The organism is Desulfosoma sp. (genome assembly GCF_052743555.1).
In genome coordinates, this window is record NZ_JBRAHS010000018.1 from 1 (window position 1) to 19,991 (window position 19,991).

Consider the following 19,991-nt stretch of genomic DNA (forward strand, 5'->3'; position numbering starts at 1 on the left):
AGGATCCGGAGACGTTGACGATTTCGGAAAGGGTGAGCAGTTGGACGTTCAGATGCCGGCCGACCTCGACCAGTTTGGGCGACAAAATTCACATGGCGCAGTCATTGGTGGGGAACGTCTTATCCAGCATACTCATGGCCCCACCGATGGCTGAGCTCTTTTCAATCAAGTGCACAAAATAGCCCGAATCGGCAAGATCCAGAGCCGCCTGGACACCGGCGATGCCGCCGCCCACCACCATGACGGACCCAATGGGGTTTGAAGGGCTGAGTCGCGACGCATTGGTCATGATCTTTTCTCCCTGCTGCTTTTTATTCCGATTTGTCTGCGTCCTGTGCGGGACTGGGAAGAATGATTTTCTTTTGCCCGCTGCTCAAGTACTCATGCATGGACGCCGCCGCGATGCGGCCTTCGCCCATGGCGCTGATGACAGTAGCGCCTCCGGAGACGATGTCGCCGCCAGCCCACACGCGCGCTTTGGATGTGCGGCCCCTGTCGTCGATGACCACTGTGCCCCAGCGGGTGACGTTGAGGTCCGGGGTTGTGGACGGAATCAGGGGGTTAGGGGAGGTGCCCAGGGAAACCACCACCGTGTCCACATCCAAAACGTATTGGCTGCCGGGAATGGGTACCGGCCTGCGGCGACCACTCTCGTCGGGCTCGGTGAGCTTCATGCGAATGAGTTCCATGGCGGCCACATTGTTTCGGCCGTCACTCAAGAAGGCCGTGGGATTGCAAAGAAAATGGAATTGGATGCCTTCCTCTTCCGCGTTTTCCACCTCTTCCAGTCGAGCGGGCATTTCCGCGCGCGTGCGCCGGTAAATGACGTAGACCTCCTGGGCGCCCAAGCGTACGGCGCATCGGGCCGCATCCATGGCCACGTTGCCGCCGCCGATGACCGCCACCTTTTTGCCCATTTTAATGGGCGTGGCGTATTCCGGATAACGGTAGGCCTTCATCAGGTTGGTGCGTGTAAGGAATTCATTGGCGGAATAAACCATATTCAGGTTTTCGCCGGGAACTCCGAGAAACTTGGGCAAGCCCGCGCCGGGCGCGAGATACACGGCGTCGTAGTCGGAGCGCAGCAGCTCATCGAGGCTGTAGTTGATGCCGATGACCGTGTTCAGGCGAAGGTCCACACCCAGGGACTGCACGTATTGGACTTCACGCTGCACGATTTCCTTGGGAAGACGAAATTGAGGAATGCCGTACATGAGGACGCCGCCGGCCACGTGCAGCGCTTCAAACAACACGACCCGATGCCCCAAAATGGCAAGGTCGGAAGCCACCGTGAGGCCCGAAGGGCCGGATCCCACCACGGCCACCTTTTTCCCCGAAGACGGCGCCATTTCGGGCATGGTGGGCGTGCCTTGGGTGCGTTCCCAATCGGCGATGAATCGTTCCAATCGTCCGATCGCCACAGGCGCGCCTTTTTTGTTCAATGTGCACGCGTTTTCGCACTGCAACTCTTGCGGACACACACGGCCGCACACGCCCGGCAGCGATGTCTTGCGTTTCAAAACCCGGGCCGCCTCCTCGATGTCCTCCCGTTGCAGGGCCGCTATAAAATCCGGAATGTCGATATTGACCGGACAGCCCTGTTGACACGGCCTCTTTTTGCACTGAATACAGCGAGAAGCCTCTTCCTTGGCCAGTTCCCACGTGTATCCCAGAGCGACCTCATCGAAGTTGTGACGGCGCTCATGTTCCGACTGTTTCGGCATCTCGACCCGGTTCAGATTGATTTTTTGTTTCTTTGCCGGGGCGCCTTTGGTTTCTTTTTCTTCCGTCATTACCTGATCTCCTTAAAATGCTGCCCATGCAAACGGGCGCTGCACACAGCCGTGCCACGGATTCTCGAAGCCTACCACTGCGAACATCCGCGACATTGGAATCCCTGCTGCAAAATGCTTTCATCGGCATAAGTGCAGCGACGGGCCATGAGCACTTCCCAGCCGTCCACTTCATGACCGTCAAATTCCGGGCCGTGCACACAAGCGAACCGGTTGGTGCGCCCCACGCTCAAACGGCAGGCGCCGCACATGCCCGTGCCGTCCACCATCACCGGGGTCAAGTGCACCATGGTCTTGATGGCGTAAGGGCGTGTCATTTCTGAAAGAACGCGCATGAGGCACAGGGAACACATGGCGATCACACGGTCGATACGGCGCTTGGGATGCTGATAAAGCAGCTTGCGCATGGCCGCCGTGGTGCTTTCGATCATGCCGTCGCCTTGAGTACCCACGGCCAAAATGAGGGTGTCGCTGAGTTCTTCCAGGGGCTTTTGACCAAAGAGGCGATCCCGATCCGGTGCCTGCACGATGGTGGTCAGGGTGTTGCCGTGGTCTTTTAATGCCTTGAGAATGGGCACCATGGCGGCGATGCCGTAACCACTGAGCACCGAGACCACATGGCCGTATGAGCCCACTTCCGCAGGGCGCCCCAAGGGACCGATAAAGCTCAAGAGCTGGTCTCCGGCCTGCAGCGTGGCCAACTGCTGCGTCGTTTTGCCCACTTCGATGAAGACAAAATCCACGGTTCCGGCCTTGGAATCCCAATCGCTGATGGTGAAGGGCACTCGTTCGCCCTTTTCGTCGATAATGAGAATCACAAACTGGCCCGGCTTGGCCTTTTCCGCAACCACCGGCGCCTGCACGCGCAGCCGGTGCACTCTGGGAGCCAAAACTTCATGTTCGACGATGGAATACATGGCTATCTCTTCTCCACTTTTGCGGCCATCGTTGTGCCCGGAACATAAGTCCCGCCGAGAACGCTGAGCAGTCGTTGCGCCGGCACGGCCACAAGCTTCAAGGGAAGATGGATGTTCAGAGCCAGGCGCCCTGAAATTTCCCCGCCGTCAAAGACCACCGCCACCGTGTCTCCGGGCATACACTCCAAGCGATAGGCGTCCGTGGGGTTCATTTCGATCTCGCCGTCACAGGCCATGACCGCCCACGATTCCGGCGCCAAAAGGGGGCCGAAAAACGACGGGTACAGAGCCTCCTTGGCCGTAACACGCAGCGGCATCGCCTCAGAGGTTTCCGCAGCGGCTTTGGGTCTGGATTTCTCGGAGGGACTCCACGGCTTGTAGACCGGCGGAGCGTCGGCAAACAAGACGGGCGTTCCCTCATGGTCCGAGGTAGGACACGGCACCTGCACCGCTTCGTATCGAGCCCGACTGCGGTCGATCCCCGCGTAATCCGAGAGGTGCGCCCCTAGGGACTTGAGCACCATGCCGGGGTCCCCCGCTTCCAGGGGGGCTCCGCCGAAGCACCGGGACCAGGCTTCCGCCGTTTCCATGACCGTTCGGGATCCCGTGCCTGTGATCAGAACCTTTTCCGTCCATTGGACGCGCCGCTCACCGTTGGTCAAGGATCCATCCTTTTCCAAAAGGGGGGTCAAGGGCAGCACCATGTGTGCTCCCAAGGCTTCAGGAGGCGGCACCACATCCTGAACCACCAGAAAGTCCAGGGAACCGGCGAAATTGAGCATGGGTTCCCAGCAGAAATCGCCATAGGATTCGGCGACGACATAGGCGGCTCGAATGCGGCCTGAAGCCAAAGCGTTCATGACCGATGTGGTCCATCCTTGGTCTCGAGCCCCCTGCACGTTGCTGGTGCCAAAAAGGGGCCAGAAGCCACCGCCGCGTTTTCCGAAACTGCCCTTGGCAAAACCCAAAGTGATCAGAGCGCGCGTCAGATCGGCCACATGACTTGATTGAATGACGCCCAAGCCTGCCAGAACGGCCAGAGGGTCTTTTGCCGCCAACATACACCCGGCTTCCACCAGTTGTTCCTGATCCAAGCCGGTGCACCGCGCCACGGTTTCCACATCATAGGGTCCAGTGAGTTCTCTGAGAGCGGCCAGCAGGTCCGGGGCCATGGTCTTGTCGGCGCCTTTTTCGTCCAAAATGGTCCGCACAAGGCCCAAAACCAGAGCTGTTTCGGATCCGGGTACATAGCGCAGATGCACATGCGCGTAACGGGCAATGGCCACATCGTAGGGGTTCGCCACCACCAGTTTGGCGCCTTTGAGGACGGCCTGCCGAATGGCCGTGCCGGCGATGGGCTGTGAAGCCGCCGGGTTCAGGCCAAAGGCGAAGATGGCCGGTGCTTCCGCCAGATCTTTCAGACTGTTGGTGGCGCCCGCCGTGCCCAAAAGTTCCGTGGCGGCCTTTTCAAAGGCGACCAGACCCGGCGGCGCCATTAGGCCCACGTTGTCGGTTTTGAAATATTCGCGAGCCAGCCGATTCAGAACGTGAAGTTCCTCGTTGGTCAAGCGCCCGTCAGTGAGCACGGCGATCTGGTCAGGGCTGTAGGAACGAAATTTTTCGGCCGCACGCTGCAGCGCTTCGTCCCAAGGAAGACTCTTCCATGAGCCTCCTTCCTTGACGGCCGGCTGTCGAAGCCGTTCCGAACGCGCCAGGTACCGTTTGAGCAAAAACCGCCCCTGGACGCAGGCTTGGCCGTTGTTGCTGGGACCCTCCTGGCTGGGTTTGACCTGAATGACCGTCTCATCGGCGGTTTTTTCCAACATAAGACGGCACCCGCCGCTGCACACGGGACAGATGGCCGTGGACCATTGGGTTTCCAGCTCTTTCTTGTAAAGGTCGGTCACAATGGCCGTCAGGGCTTGGCAGACGACATCCATGGCAGGCCGTGTTTCTTTGTGAAAATCCGAGAGATTTTCACGAAGCGCTCCCACAGGACACACATCCACGCAGGCTCCGCAAAACTGACACCCCGATTCTTCCAACGACCTCCCAAAGGGAGTGCCCACAGATTGGCGGCCGTCCTTGGATTCCCGAAACACGATGGTGCGCGCTCCCCGCACTTCGTGGCAGACCCGCACACAGCGCCCGCAGCGCACACACAAACTGTAGTCCCGCTCAAAATACGGGCCTCCGGGAAGCGGCTCCGGCCGCACAACGTCCGGCGCAGGGTAGGGGAAATCAATCCCGACGGCCGCCACCAACTGCTGCAGTTCGCAGGTGCCGTTGCGGGGGCACCCGAGGCAATGTCGCGGATGATCTTTAAGGATCAGCTGCAACATTTCCCGGCGAAAATCCAGGACCTTGGAGGTCTGTGTCTGCACGCGCAGCCCTTCCGTGACCGGCGTGGTGCAGGCCGCCGGCAACCCCCTCTGGCCTTCGATCTCCACAACGCACAAACGGCACGATCCACTGGGTTCCAGGGCTGGGTGAAAGCACAACCGAGGAATATAAATCCCGGCCTCATCCGCGGCTTGAAGGATCGTCTGGCCCGCCTTTGCCTTAACTTGCTGATCGTTGATCCAAACGTCGACGTCGCTCATCATGACCCCTGATTCTGTCGTTTCACCGTTTTCGGCGCCATAAGAGAAAAAAATCACATTATGGGCCAAAAAAATCCAAACATTCGAGTGCCACGCGGTCCGTGGACCCTTCGCACCCTGCTTTAGAGCGCTTTCACCTTAAAGGGAGAAAGGATCCTCGTCAACCACTTGCCTCATGGTTTTATAGGTTGGTTCAAAGGACCGCATCCTTTTGGAAGCCCCCTTGTGGCTTGCGTCCGTGGCGTTTCTTCGTTAAAAGAATGTGGGGCACTTCAGGGGGGCTTGGCTGCGGATAAGGACGATGGAGGCGCGGATGAAGATCGCGTATTTCAGCATGGAAGTGGGCCTCAGTGAACACATTCCCACCTACAGCGGCGGGCTTGGCATTTTGGCCGGGGATCATATCAAGTCCTCGGCGGATCTCAACATTCCTTTGGTGGCCGTGACCCTGCTGTACAAAAGGGGTTATTTCATTCAGCAGATCAATGCACTGGGGCAACAGGAAGAACTGTACCCCTACTTCGATCCTCGAGCCTTTATGGAACCCTTGCCCTTCAAGGTGACGGTGCCCATTGAAGGACGCGATGTGCACGTGGGGGTGTGGAAGTACCATCAAGTGAGCCAAAAGGGCCGAGTTCCCGTGTACTTTCTGGATACGGACCTGCCCATGAACCGCCCCGAAGACCGAACGATCACCCATTATTTGTATGGCGGTGACAGGCATACGCGCATCTGTCAGGAAGCGGTCCTGGGCATCGGCGGCTACATGGTCCTGAAAAAACTTGAACCCGGCATCACCACGTACCACATGAACGAAGGCCATGCCGTTTTTCTCACCCTGGCCTTGCTCAAGGATGTCGGCGGCAATGTGGAGCGGGTTCGGGAAAAGTGTGTTTTTACCACACACACACCTGTGCCCGCAGGCCATGACATTTTCGATTACGGCATGGCTCAAGCGGTCCTTCAGGGCTATCTGCCTCCCAACATTCGAGATCTGGCGGGACAGGAGGCCCTCAACACCACCATACTGGCTCTGAACCTTTCGCGCGCCAGCAACGGGGTGAGCGAACTGCACGGCGAGGTGTCTCGGGAGATGTTTCCCGGTTTTGACATCGGCCACATCACCAACGGGGTGCACCATTTGACGTGGACTGGGCCGGAGTTTCAGGCGCTCTACGACCAATATTGCCCGGGATGGCGCGAACAGCCGCAGCACCTGGCCAAGGCGCGAGACATTCCCGACGAGGCCGTGCGTGAAGCCAAAAAAGCGGCCAAAAAGCGCCTTATCAGTTACATCAACGCCATTTCCGGCGCCGGCTTCAGTGAGCAGTTTCTCACCGTGGGGTTTGCGCGCCGTGCGGCTTCCTACAAGCGCGCCACCTTGATCCTGACCGACCTGGAATACTTGGTGAACCTTTCCTTTGACCGTGTTCAATACATCTTTGCCGGCAAGGCGCATCCCCAGGACGGCGCAGGCAAGGAACTCATCAAGGAAATCGTCCACATGGCCAAAAAATACGAAGAAAAACTTCGCATCGTCTATGTGCCCAACTACAACATGTGGCTCGGCGCCCTCATGACCCAAGGCACCGACGTGTGGCTCAACACGCCGCGCCGCCCTCGAGAAGCCTGCGGCACCAGCGGCATGAAGGTCTGCTTTAACGGCGGGGTCAACATGAGCGTGCTGGACGGCTGGTGGCGGGAAGCCTGTCGGGATCGCGTCAACGGCTGGGCGGTCGGAGATGATGAGGACCAAAGCGACGAGGAAGCCGCCGCCGATCTTTACCGGGATATCGACGACATGGTGACCACATACTATGCCAATCCAAAGCACTGGGTGCAGATTATGAAAAACTCCATAGCCGACGTCTGCCCTGTGTTCAACACCCATCGCATGGTATTGGACTATTTGCACAAGTACTATCTGTGACGGTCAACGGATGCAGAACATTTTGACGTCATCGTTGGCTGTATGGTGTCTCAGCCCCGCGGGGGCACAATGGGGTCTGGCGGTCGGCACCCTCCTGGAGGGCAAAAACTCAAGCGCCTTCCGCTCACTTTTGGACGGCCGAGAGGCCGTCGCCTCGTTGATCGAGGCACGCCGTGGATGCAAAGGGAGCGCGCTCTCAATGTCCAGAGGTTTTCGGACGGCCGAGAGGGTGTTCCTTCGCTGGCGCGTGACAACTCGGCCGTATCCCAGCCTTTCCCTGGGTTGTCCCTCGGGACGAACGCTCCTCCATTACGGCGCGGCTTTCAGAGCTTCCATCAGCTTCGGCACTGTGTCCTTCGGCGAGACGGGGGACCAGGCCTTTTGCAAAATTCCCGCCGCATCAAAGAGAAAGCCGGAACGCACGATGCCTTGGACGCTTTTTCCTCGAACCTGTTTTTCTCCCCATACACCGAAGGTTTCGGCCACCATGTGATCCGCATCGGAAAGCAGAGGAAACCGCAGCCCGTGTTTTTCGGCGAAGCGTTTCTGCGCCGTGGGGGAATCAGGGCTGATGCCGAGCACCTTGACCCCAAGGGCGTTAAGCTGCGGCAAGATTTCCTGAACGGCGACGGCCTGGGCGGTACATCCGCCCGTATTCGCTCGGGGATAAAAGAAAATGAATAGTTTTGATCCGGCGAAGTCTTCCGGTCGAACCACGTTGCCGTCTTGGTCGAGAAGGGAAAAGGACGGCACTGCATCTCCAGGGGTCAGCGCGGCGGGCTTAAACGAGGCACTCATGGGCGGGCTCCTTTCACGAACGATAATCGGCGTTGATCTTCACGTAATCATATGAGAAATCGCACGTATAGACCGTCTCCGACTCGCTGCCTTCCCCCAAATCCAAGGTCATGCAAATGTCCTTTTGTCGAAGCACGGCTGAGGCCTTGGCTTCGAGGGCTTCGTCCTGCACGGGCTGACCGTTGCGAAAGATGCACACGTCTTCAAAATGAAGGCTCACCCGGTCGGGGTCAAAGTCGACGCCGGAGCGACCGGCTGCGGCCACCACGCGACCCCAGTTGGCGTCCTGACCAAAAAGAGCGGTTTTCACCAAAGGGGAATTGGCCACGGTGCGTGCGACGGTCAGAGCCCGCTCTCGACTCATGGCGCCGCATACCGTCACGGCCACAAATTTGGTGGCCCCTTCGCCGTCTCGAACAATTTGTTGAGCAAGATCTACGCACACCTGAGTGAGGAGGGCGCCAAAAGCTTTGGCTTCCGGGCTCGAGGGATCGGTGATGACGGCATGCCCAGCCGTACCGCCCGCCAGAACCAAAACTGTGTCGTTGGTGCTGGTGTCCCCGTCCACGGTGATGCGGTTAAAGGAACGGTTGACGGATTCCATGAGCCAGTGGCGGAGAACGTTGGGGGCGAGGGCCGCGTCCGTGGTCACAAAGGCGAGCATGGTGGCCATGTCGGGTGAAATCATGCCGGATCCTTTGGCGATGCCGCCGCAGGTGATAAGCGTGCCGGCCAGCTGTGTGCGGGCCCAAGCGGTCTTCGGCACCGTGTCCGTGGTCATGATGGCCTTGGCGGCGTCCAGCCACCTTTCAGGCTGCAGCGAGGCGATGAGCTGAGGCAGGGCTTCGTTGAGGGGTTCCAGGCGCAACTGAGGGCCGATGACACCCGTGGACGCCACAAGCACTTCCAGGGGATCTATATCCAACAAGGAGGCGAGACGCGCAGCGCTGAGACGTGCCCGCCGCAGCCCTTCTTCTCCCGTGCACGCATTGGCTATGCCCGCATTGATGAGGACCGCGCGAGCACGACCCCGGCCCGTCTCCAAGTGTTCCTTGCACAGCACCACGGGTGCGGCACAGAATCGATTGCGTGTGAAAACGCCGGCCGCCGCGGCCGGAGCGTCGCTGACGATCAGAGCGCAATCCGGTCGATTCTTGTAGCGCATGCCGCTCATGGCCGCAGCCACGCGAAATCCCGGCACGTGAAAATTTCCCCGCTGCACCGTTCCCGCACTGGGCTCTTGATGCATGGGCTTTCGCCTCACTTTCCGCAGCACTTTTTGTATTTCTTGCCGCTTCCGCAAGGACACGGATCATTGCGGCCCACCTTCTTATCCTTCTTGACGGTTTGCGGGGGCCGTGGGCCGTCGGCCGGACCGTAGTACATGGGTTGGTTTTCCTGTTCCTGGGGAAGCTGCTGGACCTTTTCTTCTTGACGAACCTGCACGTGGAACAAAACGCGCACTGTTTCTTCCTTGAGTCGATGAATCATGTCATCGAACAAAGCATGGGCCTCTCGCTTGTAGGCCACCAGAGGATCCTGCTGAGCGTAGCCTCGAAGCCCGATGCCTTCCTTCAGGTGGTCCATGTTGAGCAGATGGTCTTTCCACAGGCTGTCGAGGGTCTGAAGGAGCACGTAGTTTTCCAGATCCCGCGTGAGGTTTTCGCCGAGTTCTTTTTCCCTGGCGTCGTAGCGTTCTTGGACCCGCTGCCAGAGGAGTGCCTTCAGGTCTTCAGGCCTCATGTCGGATAATTCGGCGGCCGACGGTACCAGCCCCGAACCGAACAGACGTTGCACCTCCCTCTGCAGGGCCTCAAGGTTCCAGTCTTCAGCATAGGATTTCTCGTCCGTCGTGGATGCAATGATGTCCAGAAGAAGCTCTTCGGCCATGTCCATGATCGCGGGCTTGAGGTTTCCGCCTTTCAGGGCTTCCCGGCGTTGGCGATAGATCAGCTCCCGCTGCTGGTTCATGACGTCGTCGTACTCCAAAAGGTGCTTACGAATACTAAAATTGTGGGCTTCCACGCGTTTTTGAGCGTTTTCGATGGCGCGTGAGACCAACCGATGCTCAATGGGCTCGCCCTCTTCCATGCCGATGCGCTGCATCAAACCCGAAATGCGGTCCGCGGCGAAGATGCGCATAAGGTCGTCTTCCAGGCTGAGGTAGAAGCGTGAAGAGCCAGGGTCGCCTTGTCGGCCTGCGCGGCCGCGCAACTGATTGTCGATGCGCCGGGCTTCGTGGCGTTCCGTTCCCAAAATGTGCAACCCTCCCAGCTCCGCTACCCCTGGTCCCAGCACAATGTCTGTGCCGCGTCCGGCCATGTTGGTGGAGATGGTCACAGCGCCCTTTTGGCCAGCCTTGGCGACGATTTCCGCTTCCTTTTCGTGGTGCTTGGCGTTGAGCACCTGGTGAGGGATGCCTTCGCGCTTGAGCATGCGGCTGAGCATTTCCGATTTGTCGATGCTCACCGTGCCCACCAGCACAGGGCGGCCTTGGGCGTGGAGTTCCTTGATTTCCTGGACGACCGCCTGAAATTTTTCCCGTTCGGTGCGGTAAATGCAGTCGGGGTGGTCAGTGCGGATCATGGGCTTGTGGGTGGGAATAATGACGACTTCCAGATTGTAGATCTTGGCAAATTCTTCGGCTTCCGTATCGGCTGTTCCGGTCATGCCGGCCAATTTTTTGTACATGCGAAAATAATTCTGAAAAGTGATGGAAGCCAAGGTTTGATTTTCGTTTTCCACCCGTACGCCTTCCTTCGCTTCCAGGGCTTGATGGAGCCCGTCGCTGTAGCGCCGACCGGGCATGAGCCGCCCGGTGAATTCGTCGACGATGATGACCTTGCCGTCCTTGACGATGTAGTCCACATCTTTCTGGAAGAGGGTGTGAGCCCGCAGAGCTTGCTGCACGTGGTGGAGAAGATCCATATTTCGAGGATCATAGAGGTTTTCCACGCCGAGCAGGGATTCGGCGGCGGCGACACCCTCTTCGGTCAGGGTCACGGTGCGGCTTTTTTCTTCCTTCGTGTAGTGTACTTCGGGCTTGAGGTGCGGGATAATGCGGTTGACCCGCACGTAGAGCTGGGTGGATTTTTCGGCCGGTCCGGAAATAATCAGCGGGGTTCTCGCCTCGTCGATAAGTATGCTGTCCACTTCGTCCACGATGGCATAGTTGAGTTCCCGCTGCACCATGTCTTCCAGGCGGAATTTCATATTGTCCCTGAGGTAATCGAAACCGAACTCGTTGTTGGTGCCATAGGTCACATCACAGTCGTAAGCGGTTTTGCGTTCCCTGTCGTCCAAGCCGTGCACGATACAGCCTACGGAAAGCCCCAGGAACCTGTATACCGCGCCCATCCATTCACTGTCGCGCTTGGCCAGATAGTCGTTGACCGTCACGACATGGACGCCGCGACCGGTCAGGGCGTTAAGATAGACCGGCAGGACGGCCACCAGCGTCTTGCCTTCGCCCGTTTTCATTTCGGCAATCTTGCCTTGATGCAAAACGATGCCGCCAATGACTTGCACATCAAAGGGGCGCATGCCCAGGGTTCGCGTGGCGGCTTCACGGGCCACGGCAAAGGCTTCGGGCAAAAGATCATCCAAGGGTTCACCGCGCGAGACCCGCTCGCGAAATTCCACGGTCTTGGCCTGCAACGCTTGGTCGCTAAGCTTTCTCAGGGACGGTTCCCATTGCGTGACGGCATCCACCAAGGGGGCGATGCGTTTGATGTTGCGCTCATTATGCGTGCCAAAAACCTTCTTTAACAAGGCACCGATCATGGTGTGTTGACTCCCTGTGTGATGTCCATGGCGGCCTTCGGGGGGCGCCGCCTCGGTTCTATAACGCACAAGTTCAGGAAATTCAACGCGGGGATCCCGGGGAAACTCACGGCAGAGACCCTGAGTGCGCAGAGGCGGCGCTCAGAATAGCTCTGGATCTTCTGCGCCTTTGCGGTGACACCCTGGCGCGCCGTGCGCATCGGGTTGCGCCATGAGACCGCCCACTATGGCGACACGCCGCCTTGGACGAGCTCTTGAGCACCCGCGCACCAAAGGCTTGACAAGCCGGTGAGGGGTCTGGTAACGGTTTCTTAAAAAACGGTGTTGTGTATTATGAAACGAGAGGGACAACCCAACGCCATTGAAAAAGCGTTGCAGGTCCTCTTGGCTTTCCAAGTGGATCGGCCTCACTGGGGTGTGCGGGAACTGGCTGCCCATTTGGGGTTCAGCCCGGCAACGATTCAGAGGGTGTTGCAGACCTTGAAGGCGTATCACTTCATCGACCAGGATCCGCAGACCCAACAGTACCGGCTGGGTCCCATCTACTACCGGTTCCTGGAAGTGTTGCAGAGCCAGCACGCCATTGTGCAGGAAGCGGGGCCCGTCATGCGCCGGCTGGCTTTGGAAACGGGGGAGACGGTGCATCTCAATGTGCTGGACGGGCGCGAGAGGCTCTGCGTGGACAGTGTGGAATCCACCCAGTCTCTCAAAGCCGGCATGCCCGTGGGAAACCGTTCACCGCTCTATGCCGGAGCTTCCTCCAAATGCCTTTTGGCTTTCGCTCCCAAGGCGTTCGTGGAGGGTTACTTGGCCGAGGTTCGTCTGACTCCTTTGACGGCCAACACCAAGGTGGATCCGGAAGAGCTCTGGGCCGACATCGCAGCGATCCGCCGTCGCGGATGGGCGGAAAGCCTGGCAGAGCGCACCTTGGGACTGGGGTCTTTAAGTGTTCCCATCTTTTCCCATAACGGCCACGTGCTTGCGGCACTCAGCCTGGCGCTGCCGGAACTGCGATTCACGGATTCGGAGCACAAGAACCGGTGTCTTGAGCAGCTGTTGAAGGCCGGAGGGGAACTTTCTCGACGCATGGGCTGGCGCGGAGCTTATCCCACGATGCCGTGAGCGTGGTGTGCGGTGACAAAGACGGTGGACATGAAAAAAGGAGGGCGCATGAAGGAGCAAGCCGGGCCGTTAAGCGGTATCAAGGCGTTGGATTTGTCGAGGGTCCTTGCTGGGCCTTATTGTTCCATGATGCTGGGAGACATGGGGGCGGATGTGATTAAGGTGGAACGTCCCGGCGCCGGGGACGACACCCGCCAGTGGGGGCCGCCGGAAGCGGGCGGGGAAGCCGCTTATTACCTGTGTGTCAATCGTAACAAGCGCAGCATCACTGTCGATTTAAAAAAGGAAGAGGGTCGGCGCATCATTCGTGCTCTGGCCTCGCAAAGTGACATTCTCATTGAAAATTACAAGGTGGGGACCCTGGCCAAAATGGGCTTAGGTTATGAAGATTTGAAAACCCTCAATCCTGGGTTGATCTACTGTTCCATTACGGGTTTCGGCCAGAATGGTCCCTACAAGGACAAGCCCGGCTACGATTTTACGATACAGGGCATGGGCGGTATCATGAGCATCACCGGGGACCCTGACGGTCCTCCCATGAAAGTGGGCGTGGCTATCGTGGACATCACGGCCGGGCTCTTTGCCTGCAGTGCCATTCTGGCGGCCCTCTACTACAGAACCCTTACCGGCCGCGGCCAATACATCGATGTGGCCCTTTTGGACGCCGTGGTGGCCTGGCTCGCCAATGTCGGCAGCAACTATCTGATTTCCGGAGAAACCCCCAAGCGCTACGGGAACGCTCACCCGAACATCGTGCCTTACGAACCGTTCCAGTGCAAGGACGGGACCTATATTGCCCTGGCGGTGGGTAACGACCGGCAGTGGCAGGATTTTTGCCGCCTGGCCGGCCTGGAATCGTTGGCGGATGACCCACGTTTTGCCACTAACCCTCAGCGGGTCATTCACCGCAAGGAGCTCATACCCTTTGTGGCGCAAGCCATGCTGCAAAAAACCGGTGACGAGTGGCTGGAGGCTCTGGATCGGCTGAAAATTCCCTGTGGACCCATTAACACTTTGGACCGGGTCTTTTCCAATCCTCAAGTGCAGGCTCGAAACATGGTGGCGGAGGTGCCGCATCCAACGGCCGGATCCGTGAAGCTGGTGGCGAGTCCCATGAAGTTTTCGGACACGCCCTGCGTCATCGACAGGCATCCGCCCCTTTTGGGCGAACACACCGATGAGGTGCTGCGCCACGTTTTGGGATATTCGGAGGAAGAGATTCGTCGATTGAGGGAACAGGGGGTGGTGTGACGGGCCATGGGTGAGGCGCTGATCATTTTTGCTAATGGAGTAGTGGGGGTTTTTCTGGGCATAAGTCTCCTCTACGGGGCCATGCACCTCTTGGCGTGGTTGGTGGCTCGCACGGCCAAGGAGGACCAGTCGTGAACGGAGGCTCTCTGAATTTGTTGACTCAAATGGGCCTGCTGGCTGTTACCCCCGGCATGGTTTTCATGTGGGTGGTGGCCGGTGTGCTGGTGTACTTGGCTATCGCCAAGCAATTTGAACCCTTGTTGCTTCTGCCCATCGGTTTCGGCATTCTGGTGGCCAATCTCCCCTTGACGGGTTTGATGGAGCCGGGCGAAGGGCTTTTGTGGCGGTTTTATCATTACGGATTGCAGTGGGAAGTCATTCCTCCGGTCATTTTCCTCGGCTTGGGGGCCATGACGGACTTTGGTCCTTTGCTGGCGCGGCCCTCCCTGATCTTTCTAGGAGCCGGCGCTCAGGTGGGGGTCTATGTGACTTTCTATGTTGCCCGGCTTTTGGGCATGACTTTACCGGAAGCGGCCACCACCGGGATCATCGGCGGTGCCGACGGCCCCACCACCATTTATCTCGCTACTCGGCTCGCGCCGCACATGCTGGGCAGTTGTGCCGTGGCCGCTTATTCCTACATGGCCTTGGTGCCCATCATTCAGCCGCCGGTGATGAAACTCCTGACGACGCCCGCGGAGCGGGCCATGGTTATGAAAAAATCCCGCAAGGTGCCCAAGCTGGAGCGGATCCTTTTTCCTATCGCGGCCACTCTGGTCACCGTCCTGGTGATGCCCGCTTCGGCGCCGCTTATGGTCATGTTCATGCTGGGGAACCTCTTTCGTGAATCCGGCGTGGTGGAACGCCTGGCCGGAGCCGCCCAAAATGAGCTCATGAACATCGTCACTATCTTTCTCGGCTTATCCGTGGGTGCCACCATGAATGCCGCCACTTTCTTGCAGCCCAAGGTCATCTTTATCTTCCTGCTCGGCTTGGTGGCTTTTGCGGTAAGCACGGCGTCCGGGGTGCTCTTTGCCAAGTTCATGAATCTGTTTCTCAAGGACAAGATTAATCCTTTGATCGGCGCCGCGGGCGTGTCCGCCGTGCCCATGGCCGCTCGAGTGGTGCACCAGGTGGGCAGTGAAGCCAACAAGAAGAATTACCTGCTCATGTTCGCCATGGGGCCGAACATCGCCGGTGTCATCGGGACCATTTTGGCGGCGGGTGTGTTTCTTTCGATGCTGCAGTGAGCGAAGGGAAAAGGTGTTCCAAGGGCTTGTCTGAGCACACCTTTTGTGGGAGCGACGCAAGGCGCGATAACGTATGGTGGCTTGCGGCGCCCTTACAGCCTCACAGCACAAGGAGGTGCCCCAACCAATGTGGGACGGCCTTCGATGATGCTTTTCGAGGGCCAGAAGGGCATGGGCCCGTTTGACGGCTGGGACCGTTGGGTCGCGCTGTGATTATGGGCGCGAAATGGCCGGAGCAGGACCCGTGGTTGTGGAAAGACCGCAAGCCATGAGGCTGCTTCACCACGGGCGCCGCCGCCACAGATCGGTTTTTCGGTAGGCTGTTCAAAAAAAGATCCACGCTTGATGAAAAGTCGAGGCTTTGTCAATTTCACGAACCACAAGGAGGAATTCCCATGGCAGAAGACGTCTTGGCCCCGATGGTGGGCAAAATTTTAAAAATCAAAGTCAAACCCGGCGATGCGGTGCAGGAGGACGACGAGGTGTTAGTGATGGAATCCATGAAACTGGAGACTTCCGTGCATGCGCCGTGCGGCGGCGTCGTCAAGGAGATCAAAGTCGCTGAAGGCGACCGTGTGGAAGAAGACGACGTTTTGATGGTCATCGAATAGGCGGGAGAGGGGACGCTCATGGACTTTGAACTCACCGAAGAACAACGCATGGTCCAGGAACAGGCGCGCCGGTTTGCGGAAAAAGAGATTCTTCCTACGGTGGAAGAAGAAGAGCGGGGGCATGTGTTCAACCGGGAACGGCTGAAAAAGATGGGGGAATTGGGCTTTTTTGGCTGCTGCATTCCCGAGGAGTATGGGGGCAACGGCATGGGCTTTATGGAGTCGGTGCTCATGACCGAGCAGATTGCCAAAGTCTCGCCATCGTGGCGCGTGCCGTTCAACATGCAAAACATCGGTCCGGCCATCACGGTGAACCAATTCGGCACGGAAGAACAAAAGAAAAAATACATTCCCGGGTGGGTTTCCGGCGAAAAAATCGGCTTTTTTGCCATCACGGAGCCCAATGCGGGATCCGATGTGGCGGGCATGCGCACCACAGCCAAAGACATGGGCGACCACTGGGAGCTCAACGGCCAAAAGATGTGGATCAGCAACGCTCCGGTGGCCGACGTGGGGCTCGTCTACGCCTACACGGACAAAGAGAAGAAATACAAGGGCATGACCTGTTTCATCGTGGATGTGGCCAATCATCCCAACATTGAACGGCGCGCCATTGAATCCAAACTGGGACTGTATTGTTCGCCGACGGGAGAACTGATTTTTGACGGAGCGAAGATTCCCAAGAACGCGGTCCTGGGCCAGGTGGGCGAAGGGTTCAAGATCTGCATGTGGATGCTCAACAACACGCGTCTGAGCTGTGCCGCCGGGGCTTTGGGAGTTTCGGGAGCGTGTCTGGAGCTGGCCGTAAAATATGCCAATGAGCGCACCCAGTTTGGTCAACCCATTTCCACCTATCAGATGATTCAGGCCCAGATCGCCGAAATGGCGGCCGAACACGAAGCGGCCAAATGGCTCGTTTACCATGCCGCCTACCTCAAGGACCAAGGAAAGCCCAATCAACTGCAGACGTCCATTGCCAAGTTTTATGCGTCGGAAAGCGCCGTGCGGGCCGCCAACGAAGCCATGAAGATTTTCGGTTCCTACGGATTTTCCACGGAATACCCCATCGAGCGTTACTACAGGGATGTCAAGTCCTACCAGATCGTAGAAGGAACAAGCAATGTGCAGAAGATGATCATTGCGGGCATCACCTGTGGCCATCAGCCGAACCGATAAAAGGAGAGGGGGGTATGGCACCGGAGTGGAAAGAACTGACGGAGAAATTGGACGCCGAAAAGCAACGGTTGCGAGCCGGCGGCGGAGCGGAGCTTCAAGCCAAGGAACATACCAAGGGCAAGCTCACGGCCCGGGAACGCATCGAGCTGCTGTTTGACCCCGGTACCTTTGAAGAAGTGGATCTTTTTGCCAAACACATCGGTCGGGACTACGGTTTGGATAAAAGAGAGCTGCCCGCCGACGGTGTTATTATCGGCTACGGCGAAGTCAACGGCCGAGGGTGCATGGTGTACGCCGAGGATTTTACGGTGGTGGCGGGAACCTTTGGGGAACGGCACGGCCGTAAAATTTGCAAGATCATCGATATGGCCCGCAAATACGGCTACCCCGTGGTGGGCATCAACGACTCAGGCGGTGCCCGCGTAACCGAACAGATGGGTGCCCTTTCCCAGTACGGCCAGCTGTTTTACCGCCATGTGGCCGCTTCCGGGGTTGTTCCGCAAATTGCGCTGATCATGGGACCTGTGGCCGGGGGCCAGGCGTATTCGCCAGCCCTCATGGACTTCATTTTCATGGTGGACAAGACCAGTTCCATGTTCATTGCCGGCCCTCCCTTGGTGGAAGCCGTGGTCTACGAAAAGACCGACGAGCAGTCGCTGGGAGGCCCCAAAGTGCATGGGCGGATCACAGGGGTTTCGGACGGAACCATGGCCGACGACCGCCAGTGCTTGGAACAGACGCGGCGACTTTTGTCTTACCTGCCGCTGAACAATAAGGATCTACCGCCCTATGAGATCCCCGAAGACAGCCCCGATCGGGAAACCGCGGAACTGGAAGAGATCATTCCTACAGACCAGAAAAAGCTCTATAACATGCGCCGGGTCATTGAGGTGGTGTTCGATCGGGGGAGTTTCTTTGAACTGAAAAAGGACTTCGCCCAGAACCTCATTATCGGCTTTGCCCGGCTCAACGGCCATGTGGTCGGTGTCGTGGCCAACAATCCCATGAAGTACAACGGCGCCTTGGACTACAACGCGGCCGACAAGGGGTCGCGTTTCGTTCGCTTCTGCGACGCCTTCAATATACCGCTCATCAACCTGCAGGACGTGCCGGGTTTTCTTATTGGCACTCGGTCGGAATACAACGGCATCATTCGCCATGGTGCCAAGATGCTCTACGCCTATGCGGAGGCCACCGTGCCCAAGATCACCTGCGTCGTGCGCAAGGCTTATGCGGGAGGATACCTGGCCATGTGCAGCAAAGACCTGGGTGCGGACCTGGTCTTTGCCTTGCCCACGGCCGAAATCTGCCTCATGGGTCCGCAAGGGGCGGTGAACATCCTTTTCCGTAAGGAAATCGCCGCAGCGTCGGATCCCGAAAAGGTGCGGGCGGAGCGCGAGAAGGAGTTCATGGAGCGCTACGTGAATCCTACCTATGCCGCCGGTCTGCAACACGTGGATGACATCATCTTGCCGGCGGAGTTGCGCCGACGCCTGATCAAAGGCCTGGAAATGACCCTGGACAAGGATGAAGAAGCTCCTGACCGCAAGCATGGCATCACGCCGGTATGATGAGCGAGAAGGGGGAAGGGTCCATGGGAACGAGGCCTTCCCCCTTTTTTGGTGTTCAAAGAAGGTTGTTTCTTGTCGACAAAATTTGTACGGTTTTTTTTGAAGTCGCCGGCGGGGTTCTAAAGGGGCAGGTTCTTGGGAACAAGGCAGCAGGGCATGTGAGGTCAGAAGAAAGGAGAGGACGATGAAGAAGCTTGCATTGGTGGGAATGTTGGTCATGGGTCTTTTCATCGGGCAAGCGCAGGCCCAGTCCGCCAAGGTCCTTGTGGCCACGGGAGGTATCGGCGGCGTCTACTATTACTACGGCACGCAAGTGGCTGAAATTCTGACGAAGAACAACGCCGTTCAGGCTACGGCCATTCAGACGGCAGCATCCGTGGACAACATGCTTCTCATTCGAGACAAGACCGATTCGGACAAGAAGACTTACTTCCTGGCCACGGTGCTTCCGGACACGGCCTATTTCACCGTGACCGGAAAGCATGAAAAGTTTGGAGAAAAGCCGGTCAAAGCCAATATCTTGTGGATGATGTATCCCAATTACCTGCATGTGGTCACCACGAACCAGTCCGGTATCAAGAACCTCGCGGATCTGAGAGATAAGCGTGTTTCCACAGGCGCTCCAGGCAGCGGCACGGAATTTACCGCTTTGAATCTCCTTAAGGCGGCGGGCATTAATCCGCAAGACTTCAAGAAGTGGGAAAAACTGGGAGCCAAGGAATCCGACGAGGCTCTGGCCAACGGCACCATTGATGCGTATTTTTGGTCTGGCGGCTTGCCCACCGGAAGCATTGTGGAATTGGCCAATACCCTAAAACGCAAGGGCATGAATTTGGCTCTGGTGCCCCTTCCAAAAACAGATCCCGGCGTGGCGGCTTTCATGGAAGAATTCAAGGGCCTAGCGGACCCGACGCTGATCAGCAAGGACGTCTACGGATTGACCGATGATGTGCCCACTCTGGCCTTTTGGAACATGTTTGTGGGGCCGGAGAACCTTCCCGAGGATCTGGCCTACACCATCACCAAGACAGTCTTTGAGAATCTGGACACACTCCATGCTTCCGTCAAACCGTCTAAAGACACCACGGCGGAAAACACGGCCCGCTTCGTCGGCACGACGGCCATACCGTTCCATCCCGGGGCCGTGCGCTACTTCAAAGAAAAGGGCCTTGTGAAATAAGACAGA

At 57.9% G+C, this 19,991-nt stretch carries 16 protein-coding genes; 9 read left to right on the top strand and 7 right to left on the bottom strand.

Annotation, left to right across the window (positions count from 1 at the left end):
• The 4 genes from ACUVSA_RS11755 to ACUVSA_RS11770 form a co-directional block, all read right to left on the bottom strand.
• A partial coding sequence (locus ACUVSA_RS11755) for an FAD-dependent oxidoreductase (RefSeq protein ID WP_445894955.1) occupies positions 1 to 289 on the bottom strand: 289 nt, incomplete at its 3' end.
• A gap of 22 nt (positions 290 to 311) precedes the next feature.
• Positions 312 to 1,793: an NADPH-dependent glutamate synthase gene (gene gltA / locus ACUVSA_RS11760; RefSeq protein WP_445894956.1), complete on the bottom strand. Its 1,482-nt coding sequence runs from the start codon at positions 1,791 to 1,793 to the stop codon at positions 312 to 314.
• Between the two features lie 71 nt (positions 1,794 to 1,864).
• Positions 1,865 to 2,710, bottom strand: coding sequence for a sulfide/dihydroorotate dehydrogenase-like FAD/NAD-binding protein (locus ACUVSA_RS11765; RefSeq protein WP_445894957.1), 846 nt, complete (start codon positions 2,708 to 2,710; stop codon positions 1,865 to 1,867).
• Between the two features lie 2 nt (positions 2,711 to 2,712).
• Positions 2,713 to 5,316, bottom strand: a complete 2,604-nt coding sequence (locus tag ACUVSA_RS11770) for a molybdopterin-dependent oxidoreductase (protein WP_445894958.1) — start codon at positions 5,314 to 5,316, stop codon at positions 2,713 to 2,715.
• A gap of 310 nt (positions 5,317 to 5,626) precedes the next feature.
• Between ACUVSA_RS11770 and glgP the strand changes: the two genes are divergently transcribed.
• Complete coding sequence (gene glgP, locus ACUVSA_RS11775) at positions 5,627 to 7,243, top strand: alpha-glucan family phosphorylase (protein ID WP_445894959.1); 1,617 nt, start codon at positions 5,627 to 5,629, stop codon at positions 7,241 to 7,243.
• 309 nt (positions 7,244 to 7,552) lie between these two features.
• On the opposite strand, the gene bcp is transcribed toward glgP, so the two are convergent.
• From bcp to secA, 3 genes are read right to left on the bottom strand one after another with little or no spacing between them, the layout of a single operon-like run.
• Positions 7,553 to 8,041: a thioredoxin-dependent thiol peroxidase gene (gene bcp / locus ACUVSA_RS11780; RefSeq protein ID WP_445894960.1), complete on the bottom strand. Its 489-nt coding sequence runs from the start codon at positions 8,039 to 8,041 to the stop codon at positions 7,553 to 7,555.
• Between the two features lie 13 nt (positions 8,042 to 8,054).
• The gene (gene argJ, locus ACUVSA_RS11785; RefSeq protein ID WP_445894961.1) at positions 8,055 to 9,290 is read right to left on the bottom strand and encodes a bifunctional glutamate N-acetyltransferase/amino-acid acetyltransferase ArgJ; all 1,236 of its coding nucleotides are present in this window, start codon (positions 9,288 to 9,290) and stop codon (positions 8,055 to 8,057) included.
• A gap of 11 nt (positions 9,291 to 9,301) precedes the next feature.
• Positions 9,302 to 11,824: a preprotein translocase subunit SecA gene (gene secA, locus ACUVSA_RS11790; protein ID WP_445894962.1), complete on the bottom strand. Its 2,523-nt coding sequence runs from the start codon at positions 11,822 to 11,824 to the stop codon at positions 9,302 to 9,304.
• A gap of 333 nt (positions 11,825 to 12,157) precedes the next feature.
• Here secA and ACUVSA_RS11795 point away from each other — a divergent pair, with 333 nt between their 5' ends.
• The 8 genes from ACUVSA_RS11795 (at position 12,158) to ACUVSA_RS11830 (ending at position 19,985) form a co-directional block, all read left to right on the top strand.
• Positions 12,158 to 12,946 (top strand): IclR family transcriptional regulator, encoded by a 789-nt coding sequence (locus ACUVSA_RS11795; protein ID WP_445894963.1) that lies wholly within the window; start codon positions 12,158 to 12,160, stop codon positions 12,944 to 12,946.
• Between the two features lie 48 nt (positions 12,947 to 12,994).
• Positions 12,995 to 14,197, top strand: coding sequence for a CaiB/BaiF CoA transferase family protein (locus ACUVSA_RS11800; RefSeq protein ID WP_445894964.1), 1,203 nt, complete (start codon positions 12,995 to 12,997; stop codon positions 14,195 to 14,197).
• 6 nt (positions 14,198 to 14,203) lie between these two features.
• Positions 14,204 to 14,332: a hypothetical protein gene (locus tag ACUVSA_RS11805; protein WP_445894965.1), complete on the top strand. Its 129-nt coding sequence runs from the start codon at positions 14,204 to 14,206 to the stop codon at positions 14,330 to 14,332.
• 29 nt (positions 14,333 to 14,361) lie between these two features.
• Entirely contained in the window at positions 14,362 to 15,447 is a 1,086-nt protein-coding gene (locus ACUVSA_RS11810; protein WP_445891857.1) for a sodium ion-translocating decarboxylase subunit beta, read from the top strand.
• A 395-nt stretch (positions 15,448 to 15,842) separates the two neighbouring features.
• Positions 15,843 to 16,058 (top strand): biotin/lipoyl-containing protein, encoded by a 216-nt coding sequence (locus ACUVSA_RS11815; RefSeq protein ID WP_445891845.1) that lies wholly within the window; start codon positions 15,843 to 15,845, stop codon positions 16,056 to 16,058.
• A gap of 18 nt (positions 16,059 to 16,076) precedes the next feature.
• Positions 16,077 to 17,234, top strand: a complete 1,158-nt coding sequence (gene acd, locus ACUVSA_RS11820) for a glutaryl-CoA dehydrogenase Acd (protein WP_445891844.1) — start codon at positions 16,077 to 16,079, stop codon at positions 17,232 to 17,234.
• Between the two features lie 14 nt (positions 17,235 to 17,248).
• Positions 17,249 to 18,805 carry an acyl-CoA carboxylase subunit beta gene (locus ACUVSA_RS11825; RefSeq protein WP_445894966.1) on the top strand — a complete coding sequence of 519 codons (1,557 nt, stop codon included), beginning with the start codon at positions 17,249 to 17,251 and terminating at the stop codon, positions 18,803 to 18,805.
• A gap of 184 nt (positions 18,806 to 18,989) precedes the next feature.
• Positions 18,990 to 19,985 (top strand): TAXI family TRAP transporter solute-binding subunit, encoded by a 996-nt coding sequence (locus tag ACUVSA_RS11830; RefSeq protein WP_445894967.1) that lies wholly within the window; start codon positions 18,990 to 18,992, stop codon positions 19,983 to 19,985.
• Positions 19,986 to 19,991: the final 6 nt, after the last annotated feature.

Excerpts from the sequence above, each read along its gene's own strand:
- gltA (WP_445894956.1), bottom strand. The coding sequence starts at position 1,793 with ATGACGGAAGAAAAAGAAACCAAAGGCGCCCCGGCAAAGAAACAAAAA.
- ACUVSA_RS11765 (WP_445894957.1), bottom strand. The coding sequence starts at position 2,710 with ATGTATTCCATCGTCGAACATGAAGTTTTGGCTCCCAGAGTGCACCGG.
- ACUVSA_RS11770 (WP_445894958.1), bottom strand. The coding sequence starts at position 5,316 with ATGATGAGCGACGTCGACGTTTGGATCAACGATCAGCAAGTTAAGGCA.
- glgP (WP_445894959.1), top strand. The coding sequence starts at position 5,627 with ATGAAGATCGCGTATTTCAGCATGGAAGTGGGCCTCAGTGAACACATT.
- bcp (WP_445894960.1), bottom strand. The coding sequence starts at position 8,041 with ATGAGTGCCTCGTTTAAGCCCGCCGCGCTGACCCCTGGAGATGCAGTG.
- argJ (WP_445894961.1), bottom strand. The coding sequence starts at position 9,290 with ATGCATCAAGAGCCCAGTGCGGGAACGGTGCAGCGGGGAAATTTTCAC.
- secA (WP_445894962.1), bottom strand. The coding sequence starts at position 11,824 with ATGATCGGTGCCTTGTTAAAGAAGGTTTTTGGCACGCATAATGAGCGC.
- ACUVSA_RS11795 (WP_445894963.1), top strand. The coding sequence starts at position 12,158 with ATGAAACGAGAGGGACAACCCAACGCCATTGAAAAAGCGTTGCAGGTC.
- ACUVSA_RS11800 (WP_445894964.1), top strand. The coding sequence starts at position 12,995 with ATGAAGGAGCAAGCCGGGCCGTTAAGCGGTATCAAGGCGTTGGATTTG.
- ACUVSA_RS11805 (WP_445894965.1), top strand. The coding sequence starts at position 14,204 with ATGGGTGAGGCGCTGATCATTTTTGCTAATGGAGTAGTGGGGGTTTTT.
- ACUVSA_RS11810 (WP_445891857.1), top strand. The coding sequence starts at position 14,362 with ATGGGCCTGCTGGCTGTTACCCCCGGCATGGTTTTCATGTGGGTGGTG.
- ACUVSA_RS11815 (WP_445891845.1), top strand. The coding sequence starts at position 15,843 with ATGGCAGAAGACGTCTTGGCCCCGATGGTGGGCAAAATTTTAAAAATC.
- acd (WP_445891844.1), top strand. The coding sequence starts at position 16,077 with ATGGACTTTGAACTCACCGAAGAACAACGCATGGTCCAGGAACAGGCG.
- ACUVSA_RS11825 (WP_445894966.1), top strand. The coding sequence starts at position 17,249 with ATGGCACCGGAGTGGAAAGAACTGACGGAGAAATTGGACGCCGAAAAG.
- ACUVSA_RS11830 (WP_445894967.1), top strand. The coding sequence starts at position 18,990 with ATGAAGAAGCTTGCATTGGTGGGAATGTTGGTCATGGGTCTTTTCATC.